Below are 14,503 nucleotides of genomic sequence, written 5' to 3' on the forward strand. Positions count from 1 at the left end.
GTATGCGCCAGCAACCTCACTATCTCGAATTGTTAAGTCCGGCCCGTGACGCCGCAATTGCTCGCGAAGCGATTTTGCATGGCGCAGATGCCGTCTACATCGGCGGACCCGGTTTTGGCGCACGTCATAACGCCAGTAACAGTCTGCGCGATATCGCCGATCTGGTCCCGTTTGCTCACCGTTACGGCGCCAGGATTTTTGTCACGCTGAATACTATCCTGCATGATGATGAGCTGGAGCCCGCGCAGCGGTTAATCACCGATTTGTACAACACCGGGGTGGATGCGCTGATTGTGCAGGATATGGGCATTCTGGAACTGGATATCCCGCCGATTGAGCTTCACGCCAGTACACAGTGTGATATTCGCAGCGTGGAAAAAGCGAAGTTTCTTGCCGATGTCGGTTTTTCACAGATTGTACTGGCGCGCGAGCTTAATTTGAGTCAGATAGCGGCTATTCATCAGGCTACTGACGCCACGATTGAGTTCTTCATTCATGGCGCGCTGTGTGTCGCTTATTCTGGGCAGTGTTATATCTCTCATGCGCAAACCGGGCGCAGCGCCAATCGGGGCGACTGTTCGCAAGCCTGTCGTTTACCGTATACGTTAAAAGACGATCAGGGGCGGGTGGTCTCTTACGAAAAACATTTGCTATCGATGAAAGATAACGACCAAACGGCTAACCTCGGCGCGTTGATCGATGCAGGCGTACGTTCCTTCAAGATTGAAGGGCGCTACAAAGACATGAGCTATGTCAAAAACATCACCGCGCATTATCGTCAGATGCTGGACGCGATTATCGAGCAACGTGGCGATCTGGCGCGTGCATCGGTTGGTCGGACCGAGCATTTTTTTGTTCCCTCCACGGAGAAAACCTTCCATCGCGGCAGCACCGACTATTTTGTTAACGCGCGTAAAGGTGATATTGGCGCATTTGATTCACCAAAATTTATTGGCTTGCCGGTAGGCGAGGTGCTGAATGTGGCGAAGGATTATCTCGACGTAGAAGCTACGGAGCCGTTGGCGAATGGCGATGGTCTGAACGTGTTGATTAAGCGTGAAGTGGTGGGTTTTCGCGCCAATACGGTGGAGAAAACCGGTCATAACCGCTACCGCGTTTGGCCAAATGATATGCCTGCCGACCTGCATAAAGTCCGTCCGCATCATCCGTTGAATCGTAATCTGGATCATAACTGGCAGCAAGCGCTGACAAAAACCTCCAGTGAGCGCCGTGTGGCGGTTGATATCATGCTGGGCGGCTGGCAGGAACAGCTTATTCTGACGCTGACCAGTGAAGACGGTGTCTGCATCACGCATACGCTTGACGGGGTATTTGAGGAAGCCAATAACTCTGAAAAAGCGTTGAATAACCTAAAAGCCGGACTGGCGAAGCTGGGACAGACGCCTTACTACGCGCGTGATATGCAGGTGACATTACCGGCGGCGTTGTTCGTGCCAAATAGCCTGCTCAATCAGTTCCGTCGGGAGGCGATTGATATGCTTGACGCGGCGCGGCTGGACCATTATCAACGAGGTCGTCGGAAACCCGTGGCGCAGCCTGCGCCGGTCTATCCGCAAACGCATCTCAGCTTTCTCGCTAATGTCTACAACCACAAAGCGCGGGAATTTTATCACCGTTACGGCGTACAATTGATTGATGCGGCCTATGAGGCGCATCAGGAGAAGGGCGAGGTACCGGTCATGATCACCAAACACTGCCTGCGTTTTGCGTTCAACCTTTGTCCTAAGCAGGCGAAAGGAAATATTAAGAGCTGGAAAGCCACGCCGATGCAGTTGGTGCATGGCGATGAAGTACTGACGCTAAAATTCGACTGCCGCCCTTGCGAAATGCATGTCATTGGCAAAATTAAAAACCACATCTTAAAAATGCCCCAGCCCGGCAGCGTTGTCGCTTCAGTGAGCCCTGAAGCGCTGATGAAAACGCTGCCGAAGCGTAGGGGCGTTTAATTAACGAAAATAGCTCTCTGGTTTGCGCGATTTCTGCCAGTTGTGGTGCTCGCGCAAGCCTTCCGCGGATTCTTCCGCTGCCGCCCGTAATTCATCACTGTCGGCTTCGTGTCTAAGCTGGTGCCCTCCCGTCGCAAACCATACGAATGCGTGGTCTTGCTGTTTCGCCAGTAACTGGCCTGAAAACAGCGCACAGGTCAGTAAAACTACTGATAACGTTTTTGTAAACATCATGCCACCTTCCAGTTACGTCGTGAGGCTATGATGCCAATAATTTCTTTGAGTTATTATTCAACACTTCAAATTAGCGAAAACGGTTTGTCAATAAGTGCGATAAGTTGTATGAGAAAATATACTTATACTCAGTATCTCAATTATAAAAATAACGAGCCAATTCGTTCCATGCGAAATTCATTATTTCCTGGAAGTAAATTTTAAAGGTATTGTATTAGATGGTTTTGGTATTGCCAGGGGATTGTAAGCCATAATAATTTATGGTGTGGTCAACTCTGGTGATGAGCCTCATTTTTTGTTGTTTCAACGAGTGAAGATAAATCTTCAGAAAAAAGGCTGTTATGAACTTGTAGCGCCACATATTCAGCAAGATCGTTTAAACATAGCAGGTCATGAGAGGAATTTTCCTCAAGCATATTCATTAATATCTCATTCTTAAACAAACATGAATAAACTAATTGAGTAACTGAACTTTGTGTATGATTTGGCTCAAATATTGCGTTCGTTAAGTTAGTATTCTCAATAACCTTTGCGGCTATTTTATTTTTGATAGCGTCGTCAATAGCTGTTACACCTGCCTGGGCGATGCCCAGATTAATCCTGGAGGAGATTGCGGCTTTTCTTTCCTGTTCCTTCCAGTCACATAAATTACCCTTTTCTGCCATGTCGATAAGCGTCTCTTTTATATTTTTTAGGTCGACGGGAAATGTTATACCGCCGGATAGCGAGAGTAGTAACCGCTCAGGGAACAAGCAACATAGCTCTTCACAAACATAAGTGCTAGCTTTTATATTAATATCAGAATATCTTTTCAGGTGGGCAGACTGAGTATCAACACAGAGTACTGTTCTATTCATTATCTCATAATAGTAGTGATCCTGGCGTATCACAATGCATAACGGAATATCTTCGCCATCTTTAATGCAGAGATTTGTATATTGATACTCAGCATCTTTATAGTGCTGAAAATGGAAATTTCCTCTGCATGACGGTGATGATAATTCATATAACTTGCAAAATAAATCAAATAAACGTTGCGCGTCAGGCGGAGAGGCAACATCACATAATTCCTTTATATATTGATCGGCAGCAGATCTTCGCGTGCTACAGAAAAAATCTTTAATCTTTTCCCATAGTAACGTAAAGAAGGAGCGTTGAGAGATGGCACTTTGAGAAAACATCTCACTTTTTAAAAATCCTCTCCCGATAGTAATTGGCATAATGTAGACCACAAGTGATTATATGAGACTTCATTACTGGAATAGGTGGTATTCGAAATATTATACCATGTTGCCCATCGATTTGCTTATCAGTGAAATACCTGATTTTTGCTTTGTCCTGAACCGTCAAAATTATTGTTAATATCGACCCGTAGCTTTAGTCATGCCCACGTCTCCTGGCCATGAAGTATGTCAGGTAAAACGAATGAAAGTAAAATGGTTTTCTTAATTCTCACATCATCATGTACCATGAGTAATGATTAATTACGCGCTATATTATTTTTAGAGAAAGTAAATAGTTGCTCAACCGTGTAGAAATTGTCTTATAAGAAGTTAAACTAAAAGTATTATTAGGCTAACAACAATGAGATATTTAGCGGCAGGGCAGAAGGCCAATACTGATAGCACTTATGATATAAATACCTTACTCTTTAGTTTTTGTCTTAATTATATTTGTTGTAACGATTAGCTGACGGGTTTATTTCCAGTTGGGTGATAAGACTATAAAAACCTGCGAGGAGGCTCAAAATGAAGAAATCAGATGGTGAAATTCACGAAAAGACAGCATCCTGGGGCATTTTGCAGTCAGAATGGCTAAAAAAATGTGGACGGCTATTATTGCTGTTACTTTACCGCTTCGTTATCGGATGGGCTTTTTTTCAGTTACTCGCCATGATTGTGGCAGGGATATTTTTGTTAGGCGTATTATTATTTCACCCCATAATATTTGTACAGACTATCGTAATCACTGAGAAATTAAATCATGCTTCGCTTGATTTATGGCATATCCTTAAGTTATGCCTGTGGCATTACGGTATCATCGCAGGGTTTATTTTTATGGCGGAGTATACGTTAAGTAAAAGTATACGGCAGGTTCAGCGCTTGTCCAAAAAGTTTGGGGCACAGGATTTTTCTTCACGCCCGTGATCCGCCGCTGCAGCCTGCGTTCTTACTGAATAATGGCTATGACTAGCAGACCGAATTATCTCGGTTCGAGGGGGATTCTATGTGTTTGCACAACTGCGGTGAATCGTAATTTCAGATGCATTATCGCCGACAATTGACGCGTTCCTCACTAATTGCCTTCCTGACTATATAGTGGTCTTATCTTTGACAAAACAATGTTATTTAGTTATGGAAGGCGACAACAACTGTACTACTGATTATCAAATAACCTTTCTGGTCAGGTAGACTCGCCTTTGTGAAAACACATCGTTATCTGTGTTCCTGGGACTCACTCCCTTGCCGCCTTTAAGCAACTCGAATTATTTTGGGTATAGAACAGGCGGCGTAATGGTCATATAAGCAAAATATAACCTCTCCGTTTGTGATAAGGCACAGATTACAGGGGGGAATGATGTTTATTTTAACCATCTGTTTAAGCGCTGTCCGCTAATCTTTACCTGCTCAAATACATAATCACCCCTGTGACTCTCGCGAGGTGTAACATATGGTAAAATGCGTATCTTCTTTCCTCCTGTTCAGCCTGTTGTCCTTTCAGGCAATGTCAGCTGAAAGCCATATTGATCTCCACCAGCCAAAAGACTTTGTCGATATTACTACGGTCGCCCCCGACGTACAGGTAGACATGCGATACTTCACTTCCCATAACTTTATTGGTCGCCCCATTAAAGGCTATAACGCGCCTGTTTGCCTGTTAACACGACCAGCCGCAAACGCAGTGAAGCAGGTCGCCGATCGTTTACGCCCCTTTGGACTTACCTTAAAAATATATGATTGCTACCGTCCGCAAAGCGCAGTGAACGACTTTATCGCGTGGGCCAAAGATCCTTCTCAAAACCAAATGAAAAACGAATTTTATCCGCAAGTAGAGAAAAAGCGTCTGTTTGAGGAAGGTTATCTTGCCGCCAGATCCGGCCACAGTCGGGGAAGTACGCTTGATCTAACAATTGTTCCACTCGACAGTAAAATACCGATATACCATCCCGGACGACCACTGGTGAATTGTACTGCGTCCGCGGCGCAACGCTCGCCAGATAATAGTCTGGATTTTGGTACCGGCTTTGACTGTTTTAGTCCGTTATCCCATCCCGATAATGTCATGCTTACCGCTCAGCAACGCGCAAATAGGTTGTTATTACAAACGTTGATGCGTGATGCGGGCTTTACGCCACTGGATACCGAATGGTGGCACTTCTCCCTTACTCATGAACCATACCCGAACACCTGGTTTGACTTTCCCGTTAAGCAGAGACCCTGAAACGGCGTTTTGTTGCGAAATCTAATCATTACGCCTGTTGGAAAGCACCATAACAGTTAGCAAATCATTGTTAATTTTAACAACTGATATACACTGCGGTTGCCACCTGCAAGCAGCGCTCAATGAGAACGAATAATGAAAAAATATCAACGTCTGGCGGAGCAAATTAGAGAACAAATCGCCTCTGGCGTTTGGCAACCCGGCGATCGATTACCCTCGCTGAGGGAGCAGGTCGCCAGTAGCGGCATGAGTTTTATGACTGTCGGTCATGCGTACCAGTTGCTGGAAAGTCAGGGACGGATTATCGCCCGTCCGCAATCCGGTTATTATGTCGCGCCGCATCCGGTTTGTCGGTCAGTCGCGACGGCAGCGCACGTTATTCGGGATGAAGCCGTAGATATCAATACCTATATTTTTGAGATGCTGCAGGCCAGCCGTGATACCTCAGTGGTGCCCTTTGCTTCAGCGTTTCCCGATCCGCGTCTGTTTCCCTTGCCGCAATTGAACCGCTCTCTGGCGCAGGTCAGTAAAACCGCGACGGCAATGAGCGTCATCGAAAACTTGCCGCCAGGTAATGCAGAATTGCGCTATGCGATAGCACGCCGTTACGCGCAGCAGGGGATTACCGTTTCTCCTGACGAGATTGTCATTACCGCCGGCGCGCTGGAAGCGTTGAATCTTAGTTTACAGGCAGTGACGGCGCCGGGAGACTGGGTGGTGGTGGAGAACCCCTGTTTCTACGGTGCGCTACAGGCCCTGGAGCGATTGCGCCTGAAAGCGTTGTCGATACCCACCGATGTCAAAGAAGGTATCGATCTTATGGCGCTGGAACAGGCGTTACAGGAATATCCGGTGAAAGCGTGCTGGTTAATGACCAACAGCCAGAATCCGTTAGGGTTCACGCTGAGCGCTGAGAAAAAAGCGCGGCTGGTTGCGTTACTCACGCACCATAACGTGATGCTAATTGAAGACGATGTTTATAGCGAACTCTACTTTGGCCGCGAGAAACCTCTGCCCGCCAAAGCATGGGATCGCGACGATACCGTGTTGCATTGTTCATCTTTTTCCAAATGTCTGGTTCCCGGTTTTCGCATTGGCTGGGTTGCGGGAGGAAGCCATGCCAGACAAATTCAGCGTTTGCAGTTAATGAGCACATTATCCACCAGTTCCCCCATGCAATTGGCGTTAGTGGATTATCTCTCGACACGTCGATATGACGCGCATCTGCGCAGATTGCGAAGGCAGCTTGCCGAACGTAAACAGCAAGCCTGGCAAACCCTTTTGCGCCATCTCCCGGCGGAAGTAAAAATTCACCATAACGATAGCGGTTATTTTCTTTGGCTGGAGCTACCTGAGCAGCTTGATGCCGGTGAACTTAGCGCCAAAGCGCTTGAACACCTTATCAGTATCGCGCCGGGGAAAATGTTTTCAACGTCCGGCGCCTGGACGCGTTTCTTTCGTTTTAACACCGCATGGCATTGGGGAGAACGGGAAGAACAGGCCGTAAAACAGCTTGGCAGCCTGATTCGCGAGATGCTGAGCGCTAAAAGCCTTGTGTGAGATGGAATGCGTGTCAGCTCACAACCTGACTAAATTTCCCGAGTGTGCCGGGTGAGCATCTGGCGCGCCGTCTATTTTTAGGAAAGCGGCGGCCCGTTCGCCGGAAATCGATTAATGACGATATGGGAAAATGCTATGCAATATCAATTACTGATTAATGGCGTGCTGGTGGACGGTGAGGGAGAAAGGCAGTCTGTTTATAACCCGGCGACAGGCGAGGTCATACTTGAGATTGCGGAAGCGTCGCCCGCGCAGGTTGACGCCGCAGTGCTGGCCGCCGATAGCGTGTTTGCCGAATGGGGGCAGACCACACCCAAAGCACGGGCGGAATGTCTGTTAAAACTGGCGGACAGCATCGAGCAAAACGCCCTTGAGTTCGCCCGGCTTGAATCGCAAAACTGCGGTAAGCCTTTGCACTGCGTAATCAATGATGAAATTCCGGCAATCGTGGATGTCTTTCGCTTTTTTGCCGGCGCGGCCCGTTGTTTGAGTGGGCTGGCGGCGGGCGAATATCTGGAAGGACATACGTCGATGATCCGCCGGGATCCGATTGGCGTGGTTGCCTCTATCGCGCCGTGGAATTATCCGCTCATGATGGCGGCCTGGAAGCTGGCGCCAGCGCTGGCGGCAGGTAACTGCGTGGTGATTAAGCCTTCTGAAATCACGCCGCTGACGGCGCTTAAACTTGCCGCGCTGGCGAAGAATATCTTTCCGCCGGGGGTGCTCAATGTCCTGTTCGGACGAGGGCAGACTGTTGGCGATGTATTGACCGGCCATGAAAAAGTACGCATGGTCTCTTTAACCGGTTCTATCGCGACCGGGGAGCATATTCTGCGCCATACTGCGCCAGCGATAAAACGTACGCATATGGAACTCGGTGGTAAAGCCCCGGTGATTGTTTTTGATGACGCCGATCTGGATGCGGTGGCGCAGGGCGTCCGGACTTTTGGTTTCTATAATGCCGGACAGGATTGTACTGCGGCGTGCCGTATATACGCGCAGCGCGGTATCTATGATGCGCTGGTCGAAAAGCTAGGGAACGCAGTGAGCAGCCTGAAAATGGGCGCGCCGGAGGATGAGTCGACAGAGCTGGGGCCGTTAAGTTCGCTGGCGCACCTGAAGCGCGTCACAGCGGCTGTAGAGGAGGCGAAGGCCCTCAGCCATATCCGTGTGATTACTGGTGGAAGTCAAACGGAAGGTAAAGGTTACTATTTCGCTCCGACGTTGCTGGCAGACGCAAAACAGGAAGATGCCATCGTGCAACGCGAGGTCTTCGGCCCGGTGGTCAGTATAACCGTCTTTGATGATGAAGATCAGGTTCTGAGGTGGGCCAACGATTCTCGCTATGGTCTGGCATCCTCCGTCTGGACTCAGGACGTCGGGCGGGCGCACCGGCTTAGCGCCAGATTGCAGTATGGCTGTACCTGGATTAATACCCATTTCATGTTGGTTAGCGAAATGCCGCATGGAGGGCAAAAACAGTCGGGATACGGCAAAGATATGTCATTGTATGGTCTGGAAGACTACACCCTTGTCCGCCATATCATGGTTAAGCATTAAGGATCATTTACTGTTCAGAAAAATCGTGAAAAAATAGGCGGGTGTTGGCGGAGAGGGGGACCTCCCCGCCAACATGCGCAGCAAGTACTCAAAGGTTGAACACCTCAAGCAAACCAGCCGAATCTCAACGAGATCAGACCCAAAAGTCCTGCAGCAGCAAAGACATTAATCAGCACGACGGTTTTACTGGAAACATTCATTTTCGCCACCTTTCATCATAACCCCTATGGGTATAGTACGGGTTGGCGAGATCCGCAATAATACGTAAACAGGATATTCTGTGAGCGGAGCCGTGCATTGAGAACGTTTTGCTGTTAAGGCTGATAAACCTTGATGTGTGTCAAATAAAAAGAGCATATTGCGCGCGTTTTTTCCTCTGGTTGGCGCGGATGCCTGATATGACCCTCTTTCAAAAGATATTAATTTTTTACGCCGTCATGGCGGTGATATCATCCCTGATCACCTGGTTTTTGACTCATGACAAAAAACGAATTCGTTTCCTGAGCGCCTTTTTGGTTGGCGCGACATGGCCGATAAGTTTCCCCGTCGCATTGCTGTTTTCGCTTTTCTGACCTCAAGCCCGATACACGTTACCGGGCATGGTTTTTCCGCAAGGTCAGGCTATCAGGGCAATTAATTGCGCTCTGTCTACGTCGGTAACGTCCTGCGGATGCCGATATCCTGCGTTCTCATTGGCCAGGGTATACAGCGCAACAAGCCAGTCATAGACATAGCGGCTGGCGGCGTGAACGGGCTGTTCGTCAAGCTTTGTTAGACGCAACATTGTCGAACGCGGCGTTGCGGCGAAAATGGCTGCGCCTTTCTGAACGCGGCTGGCCGGGCGTTGGGCCTCCTCGATATTGGCGTAGCCGAGCCAGGCGATGAAGTTACCAATGATGGCATGAAGCTGCGCGCCGCTAACCTCCTCGCGCTGCATGGTTTTCTGTAACTGCTGAGGTAAACCGAGGCGATAGCTGGCGGTAATTAAAATCTCCGCCACGGCGTTGAGCATCTGCGGTTCCAGTCCCAGACGCTGCGCATTATCCCGGCAGTGGGCCCACTGGCGCAGATGATTGATCCACATTTTGTGCGCCTGGTAGCCTGTTTCATGACCTTCTGACGCTGAAGCGCGCGTTGGTTCGTCGGCAAAGAGATCGATCGCGTCATTAAATAAACCGCTGACCTGTTCTTCTCGCGACTGTCGGGTGCGCAGCAACGCTTCGAAGTTCTGTACCGGCGGTAACAGCCCGGCCAGCAGGTCGCCATGTCTGGCGGCCTGGGACTGAAGACGCCGGATCACGGTTTCAACCGGTAGCCGCGCGTCATCAAACATCGGTAACAGATCGCGCACGCGGCCTCGCAGTTGTTCGCGTAACGCCTGTAAGCGCGCCTGTCGCTGTGGTGCCGATGTCGCCTGCGATAACCACTCCACCAAACGCTGCATACTGTGTTTATCCAGCGCCTGCAACGTTCCCCAATGCACGCCAGGTTTACCCATCAACTGCTGGACGGCTTCATCCAGATTTTGCTGGGTGGCAAAACGGGCATCCTGTGGAGTAATAGCCCAGACGACGCCGGGTAACGCTGATTCATGCTGCGGCTGCGTGGCGTTAACCCACTCCAGTAAGTGACGGGCGGCAGTGGACGTTTGCGAGCGAGATGCCAGAGCATTGCAAATCACCAGAACATCGGGCTGTACCTGTTGGCGGTAATGGGCCAGCATCCAGCCTAATTTCGCCCGCCATAACGGATGAGGATGACTGTCTGGCGCGACCGGAATATCCAGTAAATCAACGTTATCCAGTACGCTGTTTTCAACGCTTAGCACCAGTTCGCGGGTAAGCAGCGCCAGAGAATCAAGCGAAAGGCTGACCGCATTGAGCAGTCGGCCTTCCTTAACCGGATGCACCACCACATCGCTTTGCGTATCGCTGGCGGTTAGCGCCATTTGCGTCAGGAAGTTTTCCGCCGGTAAGCCAAAATGATCGACCAGCAGGCTGAGCGGCGCCGCCAGTTCCCCGGCATGGCCGGTTTGTTGCAACATATGCGCCAGCGCCAGCCATTGCTGGGTGATCTCTGGTTGCTCTCCCCACAGTAATGCCCAGGCGTGCGCCCGTGTCGTGAGATCCAGCGCAGGCAAGAGCGAGGCAAAGTGTTGCCATGTCGCATCATCAATATGTTGTCTGGCGGACGGCAGGCAAGAGCGCCAGAAACTCGCGATGGTCGCTACCTCTTCAGCGGTAACGCCGGGGACGGGCTGCGGTTGGCGAAGCGATTGCCATTTCTCCAGGCGTGATGTGATAATGGATTTTTCGACCTGGCGACAAACGGGGGACGAGCTGGTCCAGGCAATAAAGATCTGCACCAGTTCGGCTTCACTGATCAAGCGCAGGCGCAACGGCCAGCCGCTCTCGTTTGAAAAAATGTCGCGCGTAAAGCGAATAGCCATATTCGCTGGCGCATGACCCGGATTGATGTGGCTGAAATAATCATAGTCACGGTCCGGCGTGATAATTTCCAGCTTGCCATTCTCGTTACCGCATAGCGTCGTTAACAGATGCGCTTTTGCGGATTGCGCATACCCGTACAGACCAACGCAGCCATGTGATGCGCAGGCGGCGTTGAGCGCTGACTCATCCGCCGCGGCAAGCGTAAGTTGCGCCAGCAGAGCGTCGGCTTCGTCATCCAGTCGCGTTGCGTAACGGCGCGTGTTGTTAACCCACTCGATAACAGCCTGGGTGGTGTTTAACGGTTTTGTCATTTCAGGTATACACTCCCACTATCTATCCAGTAGTGGCTGCCGCTGTGGCGACGGCCAGCCAGCGTATTCAATTTTAATGTCAGCGCATCGGCGGCGACCGGCGTCCCGTCCTGGAGCCAGGCATCACTTAATATGAACGATTCCGGGGCGCTATCTTTGCTACTGCCGCGTAATTTCAGTCGCACATTCAGTACGCCGTCGCCAGCGATGGTTTTCGCCAGTTCGGCGGAATTAATGCTCAGGCAATAGAGTGGGGTCGCAGGCCAGCGACTGTTCGCCAGTTGACGAAAGCCCAACGTCACGTTGCCGCGTAGCGGAAAATGCAGGCGTGCGTCCAGCGTTGCGCCGGGTTTATCCAAATCGATCTCGTGATACCAGATGTTTTCATCGCGAAGGGTATTAACGGTATTATCCAGTACGCCGAGATAACGCACAGTCGAATACGCGCCGATATCAGCCGCTTTAAAATTGAAACGCGGCAGACGTAAGTCCAGCGCCAGGCTGCATAACATCGCGCCCACCGCGGCAGTGGATTTTGGATTACCGATACGCCCTTGTTGACTGAAGGGATACCATTCATGTACCTGATACTTATCCATCCACACAATGCGATTAACCGGCACCGGTTGTAAGTGCCGGATGAGCGCCTGTACGCCGGGTAAACAGGTCGGTCTCCCCGTCACCAGCAAGATATCGCAGTGATAGTGGGAGATCGCTTCGCAAACCGCATGAAGCGGCGTTGTCAGCGTAAACTGACCGGCCAGCAGAGCCTCCTGAAGCTGGCTAAACTGGATTTGCAACGGCACATTGAATATATCAAATGTCGGCGAACCAGACGGTAAGGCATGATCGATCGCCTGCTGGATATAGTTCATCACGTTGCTTGTTGGGCGGCGGATCAGCAGATCGCCAAATGTTGCATGTAAACCAGCAAACGGATCGTTAATGTCGCTTTGCTCCCAGGCGGAAAGTACCGCATGGCCCAGCGGCATAAATAATTGCAGCGCCGTTTGCTGGCGCAAAATGGCCTGAGTATCAATTCGTCCCGAATCGCCAAATAAGGTCGCCAGCAGGGCGGCGGCATCCGTAACGCCTGCCCGTTGCAACGCCGTTTGCAGGGAAGGGAGTACGCAACGCTGAATGATATCTAATAGCAGATCGTCCCCGGCGACTTTAAAACCTTCGCGAAACAGGAGATGAGGCGTAATTTTTACATTGGCCCCCACGCCGTCATCTAACTGATAGTGAACGATCGCCATATCCGTCGTGCCGCCGCCGATATCAATCGATGCCACGCGCAACGCGCGCCCGGGGACGACGCCGGGTTCAGGCTGGCGATCCGGTCTGGCGAGTGCATTAAAAAAGGATTCGGTACGCCCGGCGTAATGCGAAATGGCTTCGTTATAAAGCCATACCAGTTGGCCGCAACTTGCTTCGTCCCATTCCATCTGTATTTCTGGTACCGGCACCACGCTTTTTTCACGCTGCTTAGGCGTGGTGAAATCCTCATCCTGCGGATGCCAGCCCATGGCTTTCCAGACCAGCGCCAGCGCTTCAAACATTCGCTGGCGGAAAATTTCTCGCTCCTGTTTCGGCATGGCGGAAGGCAGCGTTAAAATCAGGGTGCGTAGCTGGCGCGGCGAGGCGGGAAAGCCGAGCCGCAGCCGGGTGGCGACGCTGTTAATTTGCCCCAGCGCCTGAGCCAGAATTTCGCACAACATATGCGTCATCAAGGTGCTACGACTGTATTGCGGCGAAAAAACCGGTAGCCTTTCTTCATGCGGCAGGCGGAATAACGGCTGTCCGTCGTCATTCATCAGATTCATCAGCGGAAACGCGGTGGCAAGCGGTTCGCGCTGCGTTTTACCGTGGATCTGGCTAAAGCGCCAGTCCTGCAAGGCGGGGGTTTCATCCCACAGGTAGCGGCGCGGGCTGGAGATGCCGCTGCTGCCTTCGGTGCCCACACGCTGCATAGCAAGAGCGCGAGCCTCGTCGCCCACACGCACAATGGAAGGCCACACAAAGGCGTCGTCTCGTCCGCTTTCGACAGAAAAGTGTTGCTTGCCAAAGCGCGCTTCCGAGAATTCTACCCGGCTGGTAAATAAAGGGTCGTTCAGATACTGCGGCTCGCTTAAAGAACGCACCTGAAGCTCTGCCGTCTGGCGTAACCCGTCATTCGCATCGCCATGATCCTCGATCAAGACGCCGCAGGTATGCGTATTGCCGACATCCAGAATCAGATCGACCGGGATTGCGGGCGTGCTTAACGTATGTGTCACAAACTTTACTTCCGGCACCGTAAGCTGTTCGCCTAACAGCGTCAGTAAATTCAACCAGTGCGCCTGATACTCAAAGCTACGCAGCGCTTGTTGTATGGCCTGTTCCGAACGGTTTTCCACCTGTGAGGCATACTGAAGAAACGACTCGCGCAGCCAGCCGTCAATCCATGTCTGGTCAAGGAAATCGGCAACTTCTTCATCGCGCCAGGCGAGCGCAAAACGTGTGCCATTGAGCAGATCGTTTTCGCAAGGCGCCAACGCCGCAGGCATATTTTTTGCCAGCTGACTGTCGAAGGCGAGGGTGATGCGGTGTGTGTTTCCGGCGCTATCTGGCTCGCTGAGTTTACGTACCTGAATGCGCGCCCAGTTATCCGGCCCATCAATAAAGGTACGCGGCGGATTAAAACGCAGGAACGGCAGGGGAAGCCAGATTCCGTCGAGTACATCCAGAGAATAGTGCAGCGTCTGAGTGCTTTCCGGTTTCACGACTTCGGGTTGGCCGCCAGCACGTCCTGGCAACGTGTAGCGCCCGCTGGTCAGATCAAAATCGAGGCGCAGTAGCGGGCCGTTTGCCGTTTTGCGCACAAAACGTCCGTAGTGGGCCGACTCTTGCGGCGTTAAGCCAAAATCAAGAAACTGGACGCCGCTGTTTGCAATGAGCGTGACGCTCTGTTTGTAATCACACAGATTGACCAACATAA

At 50.9% G+C, this 14,503-nt stretch carries 11 protein-coding genes and 1 pseudogene; 7 read left to right on the forward strand and 5 right to left on the reverse strand.

All coding sequences use genetic code 11. The features are described 5' to 3' along the window. Positions 1-2: 2 nt before the first annotated feature. Positions 3-1,967: a peptidase U32 family protein gene (locus K8W53_RS11405; RefSeq protein WP_023224048.1), complete on the forward strand. Its 1,965-nt coding sequence runs from the start codon at positions 3-5 to the stop codon at positions 1,965-1,967. Here the strand turns inward: K8W53_RS11405 and K8W53_RS11410 are convergent, their stop codons facing one another. Both K8W53_RS11410 and sifB read right to left on the reverse strand, forming a co-directional pair. After that, a complete protein-coding gene (locus K8W53_RS11410) occupies positions 1,968-2,198 on the reverse strand; it encodes a YncJ family protein (protein WP_001537894.1) in 231 nt (76 codons plus the stop codon). A 272-nt stretch (positions 2,199-2,470) separates the two neighbouring features. Further along, entirely contained in the window at positions 2,471-3,421 is a 951-nt protein-coding gene (sifB, locus tag K8W53_RS11415; protein WP_023224047.1) for an SPI-2 type III secretion system effector SifB, read from the reverse strand. Positions 3,422-3,949: 528 nt separating this feature from the next. Between sifB and K8W53_RS11420 the strand changes: the two genes are divergently transcribed. The 5 genes and pseudogenes from K8W53_RS11420 to patD all read left to right on the forward strand — a co-directional run bounded on the left by K8W53_RS11420 (position 3,950) and on the right by patD (position 8,762). Next, positions 3,950-4,348: a hypothetical protein gene (locus K8W53_RS11420; protein ID WP_023224046.1), complete on the forward strand. Its 399-nt coding sequence runs from the start codon at positions 3,950-3,952 to the stop codon at positions 4,346-4,348. A 32-nt stretch (positions 4,349-4,380) separates the two neighbouring features. Next, positions 4,381-4,612, forward strand: a pseudogene (locus tag K8W53_RS11425) (hypothetical protein). A gap of 259 nt (positions 4,613-4,871) precedes the next feature. Then, complete coding sequence (locus K8W53_RS11430) at positions 4,872-5,642, forward strand: M15 family metallopeptidase (RefSeq protein WP_023224045.1); 771 nt, start codon at positions 4,872-4,874, stop codon at positions 5,640-5,642. Positions 5,643-5,777: 135 nt separating this feature from the next. Then, positions 5,778-7,202, forward strand: a complete 1,425-nt coding sequence (gene ycdR, locus K8W53_RS11435) for a GntR family transcriptional regulator YdcR (protein WP_000760688.1) — start codon at positions 5,778-5,780, stop codon at positions 7,200-7,202. Positions 7,203-7,316: 114 nt separating this feature from the next. Next, positions 7,317-8,762, forward strand: a complete 1,446-nt coding sequence (gene patD / locus K8W53_RS11440; RefSeq protein ID WP_024147943.1) for an aminobutyraldehyde dehydrogenase — start codon at positions 7,317-7,319, stop codon at positions 8,760-8,762. 104 nt (positions 8,763-8,866) lie between these two features. Here the strand turns inward: patD and yncL are convergent, their stop codons facing one another. Next, on the reverse strand, positions 8,867-8,962 hold the full coding sequence (gene yncL / locus K8W53_RS11445) for a stress response membrane protein YncL (protein ID WP_001103198.1): 96 nt from the start codon (positions 8,960-8,962) through the stop codon (positions 8,867-8,869). Positions 8,963-9,160: 198 nt separating this feature from the next. On the opposite strand from yncL, the gene K8W53_RS11450 reads away from it, so the two are divergent. Then, positions 9,161-9,334: a GhoT/OrtT family toxin gene (locus tag K8W53_RS11450; protein ID WP_000171943.1), complete on the forward strand. Its 174-nt coding sequence runs from the start codon at positions 9,161-9,163 to the stop codon at positions 9,332-9,334. Positions 9,335-9,378: 44 nt separating this feature from the next. On the opposite strand, the gene srfC is transcribed toward K8W53_RS11450, so the two are convergent. Together srfC and K8W53_RS11460 are read right to left on the reverse strand one after the other, a co-directional pair. Then, entirely contained in the window at positions 9,379-11,523 is a 2,145-nt protein-coding gene (gene srfC, locus K8W53_RS11455) for a virulence-associated effector SrfC (RefSeq protein ID WP_023195132.1), read from the reverse strand. Continuing rightward, positions 11,520-14,501: a virulence factor SrfB gene (locus K8W53_RS11460; protein WP_052939379.1), complete on the reverse strand. Its 2,982-nt coding sequence runs from the start codon at positions 14,499-14,501 to the stop codon at positions 11,520-11,522. The genes srfC and K8W53_RS11460 overlap by 4 nt, the downstream gene beginning before the upstream one ends. Positions 14,502-14,503 lie beyond the last annotated feature (2 nt).

The sequence above is a fragment of the Salmonella sp. A29-2 genome, from assembly GCF_020150755.1.
In the GTDB taxonomy this organism is placed as follows: Bacteria; Pseudomonadota; Gammaproteobacteria; order Enterobacterales; family Enterobacteriaceae; genus Salmonella; species Salmonella enterica.